This window comes from Paenibacillus sanguinis 2301083 = DSM 16941, assembly GCF_000374825.1.
GTDB lineage: Bacteria > Bacillota > Bacilli > Paenibacillales > Paenibacillaceae > Fontibacillus > Fontibacillus sanguinis.
In genome coordinates, this window is the sequence record NZ_KB895379.1 from 18,423 (window position 1) to 32,178 (window position 13,756).

Here is a 13,756-nt window from a genome sequence, read left to right on the forward strand (position 1 = left end):
GGGAATTTGTGGGAAATAAACCACTCCATTTGGATTATCGTCCATATGTCCTTAATTTTTAAGAGTTAATCCCATGAATTTTATAAAATCAGGATATTAGAACTACATTCGTCAATAGAATATAATCCTAAAGTTTCATTTTTCTTGATATAACAGCGAACTTCTTGTGTCAATGCCAAAAAGGCAGTGCCAAAGCCCTCTCTCCTGCTCCAGCTACTGCCTGTTCACAAAGCATAACCAACCCCCTTTGGCTGGTTACTCCTGTTATTCCAAGCTATTCAAATATTCTCTGACCTGCCCCGGTGTTTTGGCAAATTTGCTATGAAGATGTGCGATCTTCTCCCCGTTGCGATATACCAGCAAACTTGGAATCCCCCGTACCTCGTTCGCCTCAGCCAACGGTTGGAATTCCTCCGCATCCATGGCATAAAAGTCCTTATCTCCATGCTCCTCCACAATATCGCCAATGAAGCGGTCAAGGTTTTTGCAATCCGGGCACCAGGTCGTATCGAACTTGATGACCGTATACTTATCTCTTTCCACTAATTCCTCAAATTGCTCCTTCGTTTGCACTCTATCCATCTTGATTCTCTCTCCTTCACTCGAATATGATCAGATGATATATTAAAATTTAATATTTATATTATATGAGAACTGCCCGGAAGGCCATAGCTATGATAAAGGTTTTATCTTTCGGGAACCATGATACAATCAAGGGAACATGCCATGAAAGGAATGAAAAATATGATATTTGCCATTATATTATTTGTCGTAGCCGGACTGGCTGAGATTGGCGGCGGTTACTTGGTATGGCTCTGGCTGCGCGAGTCTCGCCCCCTCTGGTACGGGCTGACCGGCGGAGCGATCCTGATGCTCTACGGCATTATTCCAACACTACAGAAATTCCCGGCCTTCGGACGCGTATACGCCGCCTATGGCGGAGTATTTATCATTTTGGCCGTACTCTGGGGTTGGTGGGTCGATAAGAAGACGCCGGACTCCTATGATTGGGCTGGAGCGGCGATCTGCCTCGTCGGCGTTTCTATCATGCTTTGGGCCCCCCGCCATTAATACGCTACTCATTCTTCCGCAGATAACAAATATCAGAAAGGGGCAACACCATGAATCTGCCGGCCATTTCCGCCGCTCTGAAGCCGCTGCACCTGAGAAGCTGCTTAATCAGCAGGCAGGGGCAGCTTGTGCTGGAGCATTACCGCGACATACATACGGCGAATGAAATCGCCAAGATCAATTCCTGCACGAAGAGCCTTTTATCGGCGTTGATCTGTATCGCCATGGACTTGAAGCTATTGCCTGGGCCCGATATCCGCATCAGCGAATTTTTCCCTTCGTTAAAGGAGGATCGGGATGAACGCAAGCGGAATATTACCTTGCGCCATCTGCTCACCATGGCCGGTGGGTGGAACTGGACCGAATTTGGCGGGCACAATTCATTCCCGCGTATGACCCGTTCTCCGGACTGGGTCCGCTTTGCGCTGGAACAACCCATGGCCGATCAACCCGGGGACCGGATGGAATACAATTCCGGCGGCTCGCAGTTGCTGTCGGCTATGCTGGTCCAAGCCTCCGGGCTGCCAACCGCCGAATTTGCCGAGCGTTATCTGTTTGGCCCTCTGGGCATCGACGCCTACCATTGGGAGCAGGACCCGCAAGGGATCCATACCGGCGGCTTCGGCCTGTCGCTTCGCCCAGCCGACCTGCTTAAGTTCGGGTTGCTTTATTTGCACCAGGGAATCTGGAAGGAGCGTCGCCTGATCAGCTCCGAGCTATCCACATTATCCGTGCAGCCCGCCATCGACGTGGAAGCACCACGCCGTGGCTGCTATGCCTGGCATTGGTGGACGGACATTTATGCTCCTGAGCTACAGGAAGCAAAGGTTGAAGAACGTACTGGTTTTGACTATTTTTTCGCCCAGGGCTACGGCGGTCAGTTCATTTATGTCATACCCCGGCTGGATACGGTTGTTGTGCTTACTGACGATAAACGAAAAAAAGACCGTCCTCCGGTCCATGTGTTTCGAAGCTATATTGCCCCTTACCTGTAAGGGCTAGCTATTCAGCGCTTCCTGGGTGATACGTTTGATATCAATGGCTGACATCGTCTCTTCATTGACCATGTCAGTCAGTATCTCACGGAGAAAGTAATCGACGCAGTGCAGCTTAATCTGCTTGATCTTAATCAGAGCGTCACGATACATTTTGACGAATTCCTTCTCCGTATTGCCCCGCAGCAGTTCGGCAAACGCCTCGTAAACTTGATCAAGCTTGTCGGCGACCTCCAGAATCAGCCCTTCAACGGAATCATCCTTACCTTCGCGCAATTGGCGGCGGAAGGTTGACTTAAATTCCTCCGGGATATGCTCCTCAATAAAGTTGTGAACCATCCCTTCCTCCACCTGGAGGATCAGGTTGCGCAATTCAAGGGAAGCATGCTTCACAGGTGTCTTGATATCACCGATAAATATTTCACCATAATCATGGCTGCTAGTGATCTCGTACAGCTTCTTCCAATCGATAGCCGTACCATGCTGCTCCTCAATATCGGCCAGCGTCTTTGCATACTGCACAACCTTCCAGGAGTGCGCTGCTACACTGTGCACCTCGAACTTGAATTTGCCCGGACAGCGATAAATGCGTTCCAATTCGTTCAACGATCGAAAGTACGTATGAATGCCCATCACATCAGCCATCCTTTTATAGAGAGTATAACCCTGATTATAGACAACGAATGTTAAGGGCGAATCAAAATTCTCCAGGTAGATTTAGGCAGCGAATTTGCTTACGTCTCTTCCGCATCGCGAATTAACGAAGCAAATCTTCCTCTCACCTGGTTAGCAAGCTCTTGCGGGGCAAGCTCCATCTGTGCTCCAATTTTCCCGGCACTAACCAACAGTGTATCGAGATGCTCCGCCTGGCTATCCATGAACGTCGGAAACAGCTTCTTCATGCCCACCGGTGAGCAGCCCCCGCGAATATAGCCTGTTACAGCCTGCAGATCCTTAAGCGGAAGCATTTCAATCTTCTTGACCCCGGCTGCCTTGGCCGCTTTCTTCAAGTCCAGTTCCTCTGCTACCGGAATGACAAAAACAAAATAATCCGGACCATGATGGGCAACCAGTGTCTTATAGACCTTCTCCGCTGCTTCACCGATTTTTGCCGCCACCTGAGTGCCGGACACAGGCTTGTCCTGCCCCTCGTACATATGAACCTTATATTGAATTTTAGACTTATCCAGAATGCGCATAGCATTTGTCTTTATTTCTGGCATAACCGTCACACTCCTATCCCTATATCGTAGCACTTTCCCCGAAAATACATCAACCAGAGACCTCGTTTGCCGCGCCAAAGCCTTCTAATTCTTAACACGAAGTCGAATCATTTTTTACGCTCCCAAAATATCTGTTCTTTATGCTGAGATGAGAACCAACTGACCCATTTAACGGGAGGAAAGCCGATGCCAGCCCTGTGGATGCACATAGAATACGGTCAACAACTTGCGGCGGAATTCCGGGAGCTTCTGCCCTTCTTAAGCGATCTTCACCTTCAGCGGGAGCTTTATCAACTTGGCTGCCAAGGGCCTGATTTCCTGCTTTTTCACGGTTTCCTGTCCTGGCGCAAGTCAAGCAGCATGACTCTTCTTGGCAACCTGATGCACAGCCAAAGCTGCGGGCCTACTCTGATTGAATTTTGGAAAAGAAGCCTGCGGTACAGCGAGCCGGAACGTACTTTGGCACAGCTTTATTTCCTTGGATTTCTAACCCATCATTTGCTAGATCGCAATTTTCATCCTTATATTAACTGGAAAGCAGGTTATGAGCGCCTGAACCATCAACGCTTTGAAATCGCCTTGGATGCCTATTTCTTGTATCGCTACAAGCGAGTAGATGTCTCACGTGAGCAGGGCTGGAAGCAGATTAAGCTAGCTAACGGAATACCTCGGCCAATTCTCCAAATCCTGCAGGACACAACGCTAAGCCTTTATCCGGAAGTATCCCGGTTGTCTTTCCAGGGCTGGCAGCAATCCTATAAGGACATGGTGCTCGCACATCGACTGCTTTACGACCCGAGTGGCTGGAAGAGATCGTTGGTTCCTCAGGCGTTGGGACAGCTTCTTTATCCTGCCGCCTCACTCCTATCCACCCAGAATATCCCCGATTATTTGAACGAGCAGCGAAAGGAATGGAGACATTCCGCCCTTTATTCCGAAGTACGCCGGGAAAGTGTGTGGGAGCTGTGGGAGCAGGCTTTAGAGGATGGGCGGCAGGTCCTTCATGCCCTTGCCGAATGGTTGCATAGCAGCCAGGAAGACCCGGCCACCCTTGCAGTCAAGCTGGAGGACTTTCAGCAAGTGCTTGGCAACCGCTCCTATGATACCGGCAAAGAGTGCAGCAGCCACCTGGTTAATCTGTATGCCGAGCCCATCTGGAGCCGTCAAAGAACCAGCTAAGCCCCGGCCACGCCCCGGAACGTGACAGCGGCTCCCCCACATAGTAGAATATAACCCTGAAGTCTGTACAGAAACAGGGGGATTTAACGATGGCCGAGACATTAAAGTCCATATATAGCGAAGCCTTTTTACGAGGATTCGGTGAGAAAATCCATATCGTATATCCACGATTTGATGCCGCGCAATTTGTGGCGGATACGATGGATGACACGTGGGAAGAGCGAGAACTGAAGGCACGGATACGGCAAATTACGCTCACGCTGGGGCAGCAGTTGCCTCCGGGTTTTGGCGATGCCATTAAAATATTGTATGCGGTGGCTCAAGACTGCACAGGCTTCCCTTATTTGTTCTTCCCTGATTTTGTGGAGGTGTTCGGCAGCAACGAAGCGGACTGGCCGCTGGCGATGCAGGCGTTAGAGGACTTTACATCCAAATCCTCGGCCGAATTTGCCGTTCGCTCCTTTATTCTCCGCGACCCTAAACGGATGATGCTGCAAATGGAGGAGTGGTCCCGCCACTCCGATGAACATGTTCGGCGACTAGCCAGTGAAGGCTGTCGCCCCCGGTTGCCTTGGGGACAAGCTTTGGGGCCATTCAAACAAGACCCCACGCCTATCCTGCCCATCCTGGAGCAGCTTAAGGCTGACCCTAGTCTATATGTGCGCAAGAGCGTAGCCAATAACCTGAACGATATTGCCAAGGATCATCCGGAACTGGTGCTTGATCTTGCCCGGCGCTGGAAAGGCACGCACCCCCACACGGACTGGATTGTACGCCATGGCTGCCGAACTCTGGTCCGCAAGGCCGGTCCGGCTGCACTGGAGCTGTTCGGCTATGCCCAGGCAAGCGGAGACGAACCGTTGACTAAATTCGCTGCTATTGCGACAGACCCGGCTAGCTTGCAAATCGGGGATAGCTGTGAGCTGCACTACGAGCTGGCTATTCGTCCAGGCCAGCCAGCCAAAGTGCGAATCGAATATGGCATCGACTTCGTTAAGTCAGGCGGACGTACTTCCCGCAAGCTATTTCTGCTGTCGGACAAGACGGTTCCGGGTGGTACGAAGCTGAGCAGCTCTCGCCGTCACAGTTGGGCCGACCTTACAACCCGGCGGCATTACCCTGGCGAGCACCGGATCGCCCTGTTGGTGAACGGCGTCGAGGTGGCCCACACACTGCTTCAACTGAAGCGAAGCTAATGCAGACCAGCCATCCAGGCTATAGGCTCAGAAGAACGGAATGCTGCGTCACCGTATGCAAATCCCGCCAGGTACGGTTCAGCGGATGTTCTTGCAGCAAGCCCGTCATGCCAAGCAGCGGGAACACGGACTGTGCGCCGCTGCGCGTTGTGCTGGCTGCCTGCTGGCTGATCTGTCCCACCTTATGCCAACGTTCCGGGGGCAGCGCGCCCTCCCGAACCAACGCTTCCCAGGAGGATTGAACTATAGCGTGGAACAGGCTGCTCGCTTCGGTCAGCCTTTGTTCTTCCCTGCCCACCGCCTCAAGCAAAGCCTTCAGACGACCAGGCTGACTCTCGCCCCATTCCACAGCCTTCCGGTCAGCCAAGGTTCGGCATTCCTCCAGAAAATGGTGAGCAATCCCCATCGATACCGCTGCAAACGAGGTTTGAGCAAATGGCAGAAACGGAACACGATAAATCGGATCACCATAGCGAGGTTCGGTAGCGATATCAAATGCCATGCTCTCCGGTACAAAGGAGTTCTGCACCTTGATGGAATGGCTTGATGTGGCCCGCAGTCCAAGCGAATTCCAGTCGCGTATCACCTCAACCTGCTCCGGAAAGAATGCGAAGGAGCGTATGTGCGGCTCTCCCTCCCCTTCAATGATACAATTGGCCGTGTAAAAGCTCGCATACGTCGATCCGCTACAATAACCAATCCTCTATCTCTCCACGCTGCTCCCTTTCCAACGCGTAATCTCTTATTTTCTCCACCTGCGCGTAATCGTACAAGAACATGATGCTAATCTTCCTTTCTATGGATGAGATAGGTAAGAAGGCGTTTAAATAAACAACCTGAGCCCAGTATAATATAAAGCCCGGAATCATGTCATATTGCGAGTTCAATTAGCCGGAACTGCAAAAAAGACCACAGGGCACAGCGTAACTTTTGCACTTGACGTTTCTTTGTTTTCGGAATAACATGAAGTATACTTCTGGTGAAGTGAACTTCATGTTTGTGGGGGAGGATTATGAAAACAAGGGTAAAAGAGCTCAGGTCCAAGGCCAATATGACCCAGCAACAGCTTGCGGATCTGGTTTATGTCTCATCAAGAACCATCATTTCAATTGAAAAAGAGCAGTACAGCCCTTCCCTGATGCTGGCCTATCGCATGGCAGAGGTATTTGGAACAACGGTGGAGGATTTATGCTGTTTGCAGGAAAATAAAGCATTGGAGGATCAACAGCGTGAAAATTTATAACATAAAGGGGTTTATTGGTGGAATCCTGTTTACAGCACTTGGCATCATTAATTTAAGCTTTACTATCACTTCGCCAGAGGATTTTTTACCAAAACAGATCAAAGATCTAGTCATTGCTGTGCTGTGTATTCTGATCGGAATCGGCAGCTTTATCCGGGCATTTTCAAAGCAGGCAACAAGACAGGATATAATAAAAGATCATGATGAGAGAAACAAGCTTGTAGCACTTAAAGCGAGCTCACTAACCCTTAAAATTCTATATGGATGCCTTATCGTCTCTATGGTTGGGGGCGTGGTTGGACACAAGCTGACCGCTAACACGGCGTGGATTCCTGTTTATACCGTATCAGCCCTTTTGTTGGGATTTTTAACTTTAGTGCAATTGATCGTAAGCTTCTATTATGAGAAACGAATTTGAGAAGGAAAAATGATGGCATCATTTCAATTCTATAATGAGTCGGCGGCTCACTTTGAAGGGGTTCTAATCAAGGGAGCCGTTGGAAAACCGTTACAATCAATATTTTCTTTCACAAGCTTGAATTCCTTTATGACGAAGAAGGAGCGAATTGAAAATGCAGAAAAACAACTTACCGAAACGTCCATTCAAGGATGAACGAGATCAACAAATAGAAGTGGCCTCTAAAAGTTATGCGCTGGAATTGATGATCACTGCCACGCAAATTTTGACGTTGATTTGCCTGGTCAAAGGCAACCCCGCTTGGAAAGGCAGTCTCGCATTGCTATTTATCGGCGGTGCGACAGGTTTATTTTACAAGCACAAGGAATATAACGAAAAGGCGTATTTTCACATTGCTCTTATTATAGGACTAATTGGAATCGCCTTGCTGATATGGTTTTGCTTTAGTGGGTCGTAACTTGTTTGTATATTGAATTTTCTGATGCGCCGGGAGTCAGTAACGCATCAGAATAATGAGCCAAGTTATGATGATTCTTTGTGGACATCGCTTTGTTAAATAAACACCTGCTCCAGATCAATCGAACGTTCTCTGGACAAATCCCGGAATCGCTCCTCATCAACCTGGACAAGGGGCTTGAAGATATCCATCGGATTGTTCCAGACAATTGTGACCGTTTCTCCATTGCTCAGCTTGGCTCGCTTGCCAATAAAGTTAGGCAGCAGATTAAGCGTTAATGCTTGCACAGCTTTTTCATTCAATTTTCCAAACCCAAGCTCATAAATCCTCCGCAGCACTGTCAAGAGGTCCTGACGATTGCGGTTTTCATCCGGCGAGGCCAAGCCAATATAGGCATTGGCTACAGCCACGATTTCTGTATAGGGATGAATCTTTTCCTTCGACAGATGGTTCGGATAACCCGAGCCATCCTCATATTCATGATGCTGTAACGCGACCAAAGCGGTAACTTCCTCACCGGTCGAATCACGAATGATCTCATACCCGTAAGTCGTGTGGCGCTTCATTTCCTCGCGCTCTTCTTCAGTCAATTGATGGCTGCTGTTACGAATGGACTGACGAACCTTACTCTTGCCGATATCATGCAGATAACCCGCTTTACTGATCTCATAACATTCCTCGGCAGAATAACCCAGCCAGGTAGCAATGTAATAGGATAGAAGCCCTACCTGCAAAGAATGATTGTAAATGGTGACGTCTTCTTCGCTAAAAGCTATGAGCAGTGACACGACATCCTTATTGCGATCCAGCACTTCAAGCATAGGAACTAAATGACGGTCAACCATCGACTGGTTGAATTTTCCTGTCGTGAGCGCCTCCAAAAACAAGGCCTGATAACCCTTGAGCGTAAAATAAAAGTTATCTCTCAACCGCTGAGTGAATTCCTTTGGGTCCTTGGAAGCAGGCGCTGCCTGTCCCTCACGTAGTTCAATATCTACATAATCAATGCTTTGGCGAATCAAGAGGGCAATTTCTTCCGTATGTATACTAGTTCCCTTGGGAAGTATGTGCAGCCCAGCCCGGTTGAAAATATCCGTCTTCAACCGATCTCCTTCCTGTAATTCCATGACGTGGGTTCTCATGTTTTCCCCTCTCCTCTTCTCGAACGTCAAACGCCGAATCAAATTCTTCTTACCTATAAATATCGAGCGTATTCATCATTTCCTTAATAGTGCTTAAGATGGTATTTATGAATCATAGTGCACCTAAGAATCAATATCCATTAGGCATTTAGACCTTAAATTATGCATTTCCCTGCAAGTAAATCCATGCCAATCCAGCTATCCGCACAAAGAACCGCCGGGCCTGTGGCCCGGCGGCAGATGCCTGAGTCTGATGGAATTATTGTCCGGTCAAGGACTGGATATCTATAAACGGAGTCGCTCCACCCGTGACTTGCGGCAGCTTGCCATCCCACTTCTCCAGCGCCTTCTCCTGGACTTCAATTTGCTTCAATTGGACTAATTCCGGCGTCACTTCCTGCTTCTTCAGCTTGAGTGATTCCGCCTCAGCCTGCGCCTGGGCGATCTTCTGCTTGGCTTCAATCTCAATCCGCTTGAGATCATTGCTAGCCTTAAGGGCCTGTTGCTGAGCAACCTGCTTGGCTTCAATCGATTGGTTAAATGCCTCAGAGAATTTAAAGTTGACGATATTGATTTCGTTGACGATCAGATCATATTTAGCCAACCGTGCGGTCAAATGCTCGCTGATCTCGCCAGCTACCACATCCCGCTTGGCAATCAGGTCCTCAGCTTGATAACGGGCTGTAACCTCCTTCACAATTTCCTGTACAGCCGGATTTATTATGACGCTATCATAATTGCCGCCAATGTTATTCATCAGGTTATACGCCGATTCCTTGTTCACGGAATAGTTCACCGAGACATGGGTCGAGACTGGCTGCAGGTCCTTGGAGGAAGCCGTTGTATCCGTCTCCGTCTTGGTTACCTGCGTATTCACTTGAATAACCGTTTGAATAAAAGGAATCCTCAAATGCATACCGGGTGTCAAAATATTGCTATTGAGCTTACCAAACGTTTTATACAAACCAACATGACCGTATTCCACCTGTGCGTAGCTGTTTACCCCAATAACAAGCAAGACGACGACCACTACAGCAGTCGATAACATTTTTCCTATCGGCATATTCGCCTTGGGCTTCTTCGCCGTTCCAGTTCCTTGTTCCATCTACCTGATCCCCCCACATGATATATTCTGCCTCTTTGTTGCCCGCTAACTATATCATGTAATACGGGAGAGTAGGGCCATTGGTAGCAAAAAATTATTTCCGCGACAGCCAGGCTCGTCCTTGATTCCAGTGCAAAGCTACAGGAACCTCAAAAAATTCAGATAAATGCTGCTCACTCAGCACCTCGGCTGTTGGCCCTTGCATAAAGGCTGCTCCCCGCCGCAGCAACAAAGTTCGGCTGAAGATGGGCAGAACCTCCTCCGTATGATGCGTGACATACAGCATATGAGGCGCCTCTGGCTCGGCAGCCAGCTGCGCGATGCTTTCCAACAGCTCTTCACGAGAGATAAAATCAAGCCCGTTAGCTGCCTCATCCAAAATTAACAGCTTGGGTGAGGCCATAAGCGCCCGTGCGATCAACAGCTTCTGGCGTTCGCCTTGCGAGCAGGTTTGATAGGTACGCCCCCGCAAGTGTGCACATCGAAGCCGTTCCATCAGTCCAAATGCCCGCTCGTAATCTTCAGGACTCGGCTGCTCGTATAATCCGATGGTTGCGAACTTGCCGCTCACAACCAAATCCTCGCCCTTCTGTCCACCGTGCAACCGCTCCTGCAAGGACGAACTGACCCAGCCAATCCATTTGCGCAGGTCCCGAAGGTCCACTTCCCCAAATCGATTGCCCAAAACGCTGATCGTGCCTGACGTTGGCCACAAGTAGCCGCATAGCATATTCAGCAGCGTTGTTTTTCCCGATCCGTTAAGACCAAGCAACGCCCAATGCTCCCCTTGCTGTACTGCCCAGTCGATTCCCTTAAGCACCGTCTTGCCCTCGCGTTCCCAGGTCACGCGTTCCATTTCGATGATATTCATCCCTCTATCTCTTCCTTCCCTCAAGCTTAACTGTTTAATTGACCAAACTGCGCCTGATGCAGCCGGCTATAATGGCCCCCGGCCGCGATCAACTCCTGATGGCGGCCCTGCTCGGATATCCCTTCCTCGGTAACCACAACAATCCGGTCCGCATTCTTAATGGTTGCCAGCCGGTGTGCGATAATCAGCGTCGTACGACCAACCGCCAATTCGGATAATGACTGCTGGATGGCCAGCTCCGTCTCTGTATCCAGCGCCGAGGTGGCCTCATCCAGAATGAGAATCGGCGGGTTCTTCAGGAACATGCGGGCAATGGCCAAGCGTTGCTTCTGTCCTCCGGACAGCTTCACGCCACGCTCTCCAATGACCGTCTCCAGCCCCTCCGGCTGGGAGCGGATGAATTCCTCCAATTGCGCTCGCCGAGCGGCCTCCCACACTTCCTCCTCCGTCGCGTCCAGCTTACCGTAAGCGATATTTTCACGAATGGTGCCAGAGAACAAATAGACATCCTGCTGCACGATTCCGATATTACGCCGCAACGAGTTTAGGGTCATCTTGCGGATATCCATGCCATCGATGGTGATCTGCCCCCCATCCACATCATAGAAGCGCGGCAGCAAGCTGCACAGTGTGGTCTTACCTGCGCCCGACGGGCCAACGAAAGCTATAGTCTCGCCAGGTCGTATCCTCATATTGATTCCATCCAGGACTCGGGACGAGCCTTCATAACCAAAGGACACCCGGTCAAAATGGATATCTCCCTGCAAGGAGCCGACGTGGACCGCGTCAGGTGCATCCGCCACGTCCGGCTCCGTATCCATAATTTCCAAATACCGCTTGAACCCGGCAATTCCCTTCGGATAGCTCTCGATGATTGCATTGATCTTCTCAATCGGGCGGATAAATACGTTAGCCAGCAAGATGAAGCCGATAAATTCCCCGTAAGATAGCTCCCCTTGAATCACAAACCAGGTCCCACAGACCATAACAAACAAGGAAACGAACCGCATCAGCATATAGTTGATTGACAAGCTGCCCGCCATGATTTTGTAAGCACGTAGCTTGGTAGCCCGGTAAGCATTATTGTTCTCCTCGAACAATCCCTGCTCATGCTGTTCGTTAGCAAACGCTTGAACTACGCGGATACCACCGATGTTCTCTTCAACGCGGGAATTAAAATTACCGAGCGCCGAGAATAAACCACGGTACGTCGAAGTCATTTTCCTATTAAAATAAAGTGCCGCCCAGACTATAATCGGGACAACGAGGAAGGTCAAGACGGCCAGCTTCCAGTTAATAGTCAGCATCAGCACAAATGAGCCGATCAGCGTCATTCCGGCAATGAACACGTCCTCCGGACCGTGGTGGGCAACCTCGCCGATATTGTCCAGGTCATTAGAGATGCGGGACATCAGATGCCCCGTTTTATTGTTATCGTAGAAACGGAAGGACAATTTTTGCAGGTGGTCAAACATCTTTTTGCGCATATTGGTCTCAATGTTCACCCCGAGCATATGTCCCCAGTAGGTCACAATATAGTTCAGCCCCGTGTTGAGGACGTAAATACCCAGCAAGGCTACACATGCCCACATAATGAGCGACCAGTTCTGCCCTGGCAGCAGCTTATCGACAAATTGATTGACCGCTATGGGGAATCCAAGCTCCAGCAAGCCCGCTACCACGGCACAGGTAAAGTCAAGTACGAATAAATGTTTGTACGGACGGTAATATGAGAAAAAACGGCGCAGCATCTCTCTGTCTCTCTCCTATCTTTCAGCTATGTAAGTTGCATTCATCACGAGCAACTACGGCTTAGTTGGTTTGTTGATCAATCTATCACAGTTTTCACATAAATTGAAGAAGTTTTCTCCAAGATGGTGGCATGAGCCCAGTTAAATAAGGTACAATAACTACCGAATGAACCGACCTATGGACTAGAAAGCCCGGCAAGGGCTGTTCGCTTTAGGCGCACGGAAGGAAGGATTAATACATGTACGTAGCCAACGATTGGCAAGATTATGAGGTGCTGGACACCGGGAACGGAGAGAAGCTGGAGCGCTGGGGGGACATTATTTTACGACGTCCCGATCCACAGATCATCTGGCCGATTGCCCAAGAGGATCGTCAGTGGCGTGAGGTGCACGGACACTATCACCGCAGTTCTTCTGGCGGAGGACAATGGGACATTAAGAAGCAGCTTCCCGAACGCTGGACCGTTTCCTACGACCGGCTGAAATTTTATATTCGCCCGACCAGCTTCAAGCATACGGGCTTATTTCCTGAGCAAGCGGCCAACTGGCGGTGGATGATGGACAAGATCTCCGGAGCGGGGCGGCCGATTCAAGTGCTGAACTTGTTCGCCTATACTGGCGGAGCTACCGTGGCAGCCGCTTCGGTCGGCGCTTCCGTCGTCCATGTCGATGCCGCCAAGGGCATGGTGCAGTGGGCCAAAGAGAACGTGGCCCTCTCCGGCCTGGCTGACCGACATGTCCGCTTCATCACGGACGATGTGTTCAAGTTCGTACAGCGCGAGCAGCGGCGGGGCAATCGGTATGATGCCATCATTATGGACCCGCCGTCCTATGGACGAGGGCCTGGCGGTGAAATGTGGAAGCTGGAGAGCAGCTTGTATCCGTTCGTGGAATCCTGTCTCTCCATCCTGTCGGACAACCCGCTGTTCTTCCTGATCAACTCCTATACAACAGGGATTTTGCCGACGGTGCTGAATAACATGTTGTCCATGACCGTGAAGCAGCGGTTTGGCGGACAGATCTCCGCCGGGGAGCTAGGGCTGCCGATTACCCGTTCCGGGCTTCATCTGCCTTGCGGCATACTCGGACGCTGGGAGGAATAGTC

At 50.0% G+C, this 13,756-nt stretch carries 16 protein-coding genes; 8 read left to right on the top strand and 8 right to left on the bottom strand.

The features are described from left to right. Positions 1 to 264: 264 nt before the first annotated feature. Positions 265 to 582 carry a thioredoxin family protein gene (locus tag C557_RS0107750; protein ID WP_018751280.1) on the bottom strand — a complete coding sequence of 106 codons (318 nt, stop codon included), beginning with the start codon at positions 580 to 582 and terminating at the stop codon, positions 265 to 267. Between the two features lie 162 nt (positions 583 to 744). Here C557_RS0107750 and C557_RS0107755 point away from each other — a divergent pair, with 162 nt between their 5' ends. Beyond that, a complete protein-coding gene (locus tag C557_RS0107755) occupies positions 745 to 1,071 on the top strand; it encodes a YnfA family protein (RefSeq protein ID WP_026263363.1) in 327 nt (108 codons plus the stop codon). 50 nt (positions 1,072 to 1,121) lie between these two features. Continuing rightward, positions 1,122 to 2,066, top strand: a complete 945-nt coding sequence (locus C557_RS0107760; protein WP_018751282.1) for a serine hydrolase domain-containing protein — start codon at positions 1,122 to 1,124, stop codon at positions 2,064 to 2,066. Positions 2,067 to 2,069: 3 nt separating this feature from the next. Here C557_RS0107760 and C557_RS0107765 read toward each other — a convergent pair whose 3' ends face one another. Both C557_RS0107765 and ybaK read right to left on the bottom strand, forming a co-directional pair. Further along, positions 2,070 to 2,699: a YfbR-like 5'-deoxynucleotidase gene (locus C557_RS0107765; RefSeq protein WP_018751283.1), complete on the bottom strand. Its 630-nt coding sequence runs from the start codon at positions 2,697 to 2,699 to the stop codon at positions 2,070 to 2,072. Between the two features lie 101 nt (positions 2,700 to 2,800). Then, the gene (gene ybaK / locus C557_RS0107770) at positions 2,801 to 3,289 is read right to left on the bottom strand and encodes a Cys-tRNA(Pro) deacylase (RefSeq protein ID WP_018751284.1); all 489 of its coding nucleotides are present in this window, start codon (positions 3,287 to 3,289) and stop codon (positions 2,801 to 2,803) included. A 186-nt stretch (positions 3,290 to 3,475) separates the two neighbouring features. On the opposite strand from ybaK, the gene C557_RS0107775 reads away from it, so the two are divergent. Together C557_RS0107775 and C557_RS0107780 are read left to right on the top strand one after the other, a co-directional pair. Continuing rightward, positions 3,476 to 4,468: a zinc dependent phospholipase C family protein gene (locus C557_RS0107775; RefSeq protein ID WP_018751285.1), complete on the top strand. Its 993-nt coding sequence runs from the start codon at positions 3,476 to 3,478 to the stop codon at positions 4,466 to 4,468. 89 nt (positions 4,469 to 4,557) lie between these two features. Then, positions 4,558 to 5,664 carry a DNA alkylation repair protein gene (locus C557_RS0107780; RefSeq protein WP_018751286.1) on the top strand — a complete coding sequence of 369 codons (1,107 nt, stop codon included), beginning with the start codon at positions 4,558 to 4,560 and terminating at the stop codon, positions 5,662 to 5,664. 19 nt (positions 5,665 to 5,683) lie between these two features. Here C557_RS0107780 and C557_RS23195 read toward each other — a convergent pair whose 3' ends face one another. Continuing rightward, positions 5,684 to 6,250, bottom strand: coding sequence for an acyl-CoA dehydrogenase family protein (locus C557_RS23195; RefSeq protein WP_018751287.1), 567 nt, complete (start codon positions 6,248 to 6,250; stop codon positions 5,684 to 5,686). Positions 6,251 to 6,676: 426 nt separating this feature from the next. Between C557_RS23195 and C557_RS0107795 the strand changes: the two genes are divergently transcribed. The 3 genes from C557_RS0107795 (at position 6,677) to C557_RS0107805 (ending at position 7,782) form a co-directional block, all read left to right on the top strand. Beyond that, positions 6,677 to 6,907, top strand: coding sequence for a helix-turn-helix transcriptional regulator (locus tag C557_RS0107795; RefSeq protein ID WP_018751289.1), 231 nt, complete (start codon positions 6,677 to 6,679; stop codon positions 6,905 to 6,907). Beyond that, entirely contained in the window at positions 6,894 to 7,325 is a 432-nt protein-coding gene (locus tag C557_RS0107800) for a DUF2178 domain-containing protein (protein WP_018751290.1), read from the top strand. Before C557_RS0107795 ends, C557_RS0107800 begins: the two co-directional genes overlap by 14 nt. Before the next feature lie 154 nt (positions 7,326 to 7,479). Next, entirely contained in the window at positions 7,480 to 7,782 is a 303-nt protein-coding gene (locus C557_RS0107805) for a DUF6442 family protein (RefSeq protein ID WP_018751291.1), read from the top strand. 95 nt (positions 7,783 to 7,877) lie between these two features. On the opposite strand, the gene C557_RS0107810 is transcribed toward C557_RS0107805, so the two are convergent. The 4 genes from C557_RS0107810 to C557_RS0107825 all read right to left on the bottom strand — a co-directional run bounded on the left by C557_RS0107810 (position 7,878) and on the right by C557_RS0107825 (position 12,651). Beyond that, positions 7,878 to 8,924, bottom strand: a complete 1,047-nt coding sequence (locus C557_RS0107810; protein WP_018751292.1) for an HD-GYP domain-containing protein — start codon at positions 8,922 to 8,924, stop codon at positions 7,878 to 7,880. A gap of 259 nt (positions 8,925 to 9,183) precedes the next feature. After that, entirely contained in the window at positions 9,184 to 10,029 is an 846-nt protein-coding gene (locus tag C557_RS0107815; RefSeq protein WP_018751293.1) for an SPFH domain-containing protein, read from the bottom strand. 94 nt (positions 10,030 to 10,123) lie between these two features. Further along, a complete protein-coding gene (locus C557_RS0107820) occupies positions 10,124 to 10,900 on the bottom strand; it encodes an ABC transporter ATP-binding protein (RefSeq protein WP_018751294.1) in 777 nt (258 codons plus the stop codon). 26 nt (positions 10,901 to 10,926) lie between these two features. Next, positions 10,927 to 12,651 (bottom strand): ABC transporter ATP-binding protein, encoded by a 1,725-nt coding sequence (locus C557_RS0107825; protein ID WP_018751295.1) that lies wholly within the window; start codon positions 12,649 to 12,651, stop codon positions 10,927 to 10,929. A 239-nt stretch (positions 12,652 to 12,890) separates the two neighbouring features. On the opposite strand from C557_RS0107825, the gene C557_RS0107830 reads away from it, so the two are divergent. Next, entirely contained in the window at positions 12,891 to 13,754 is an 864-nt protein-coding gene (locus tag C557_RS0107830; RefSeq protein ID WP_018751296.1) for a class I SAM-dependent methyltransferase, read from the top strand. The last annotated feature ends 2 nt before the right edge of the window (positions 13,755 to 13,756 follow it).

Bases quoted from the DNA above. Each gene is read 5' to 3' on its own strand.
- C557_RS0107775 (WP_018751285.1), top strand. From the start codon at position 3,476: ATGCCAGCCCTGTGGATGCACATAGAATACGGTCAACAACTTGCGGCG.
- C557_RS0107830 (WP_018751296.1), top strand. From the start codon at position 12,891: ATGTACGTAGCCAACGATTGGCAAGATTATGAGGTGCTGGACACCGGG.
- ybaK (WP_018751284.1), bottom strand. From the start codon at position 3,289: ATGCCAGAAATAAAGACAAATGCTATGCGCATTCTGGATAAGTCTAAA.
- C557_RS0107765 (WP_018751283.1), bottom strand. From the start codon at position 2,699: ATGGGCATTCATACGTACTTTCGATCGTTGAACGAATTGGAACGCATT.
- C557_RS0107815 (WP_018751293.1), bottom strand. From the start codon at position 10,029: ATGGAACAAGGAACTGGAACGGCGAAGAAGCCCAAGGCGAATATGCCG.
- C557_RS0107780 (WP_018751286.1), top strand. From the start codon at position 4,558: ATGGCCGAGACATTAAAGTCCATATATAGCGAAGCCTTTTTACGAGGA.
- C557_RS0107750 (WP_018751280.1), bottom strand. From the start codon at position 582: ATGGATAGAGTGCAAACGAAGGAGCAATTTGAGGAATTAGTGGAAAGA.
- C557_RS0107795 (WP_018751289.1), top strand. From the start codon at position 6,677: ATGAAAACAAGGGTAAAAGAGCTCAGGTCCAAGGCCAATATGACCCAG.
- C557_RS0107810 (WP_018751292.1), bottom strand. From the start codon at position 8,924: ATGAGAACCCACGTCATGGAATTACAGGAAGGAGATCGGTTGAAGACG.
- C557_RS0107760 (WP_018751282.1), top strand. From the start codon at position 1,122: ATGAATCTGCCGGCCATTTCCGCCGCTCTGAAGCCGCTGCACCTGAGA.
- C557_RS0107820 (WP_018751294.1), bottom strand. From the start codon at position 10,900: ATGAATATCATCGAAATGGAACGCGTGACCTGGGAACGCGAGGGCAAG.
- C557_RS0107825 (WP_018751295.1), bottom strand. From the start codon at position 12,651: ATGCTGCGCCGTTTTTTCTCATATTACCGTCCGTACAAACATTTATTC.
- C557_RS0107755 (WP_026263363.1), top strand. From the start codon at position 745: ATGATATTTGCCATTATATTATTTGTCGTAGCCGGACTGGCTGAGATT.
- C557_RS0107805 (WP_018751291.1), top strand. From the start codon at position 7,480: ATGCAGAAAAACAACTTACCGAAACGTCCATTCAAGGATGAACGAGAT.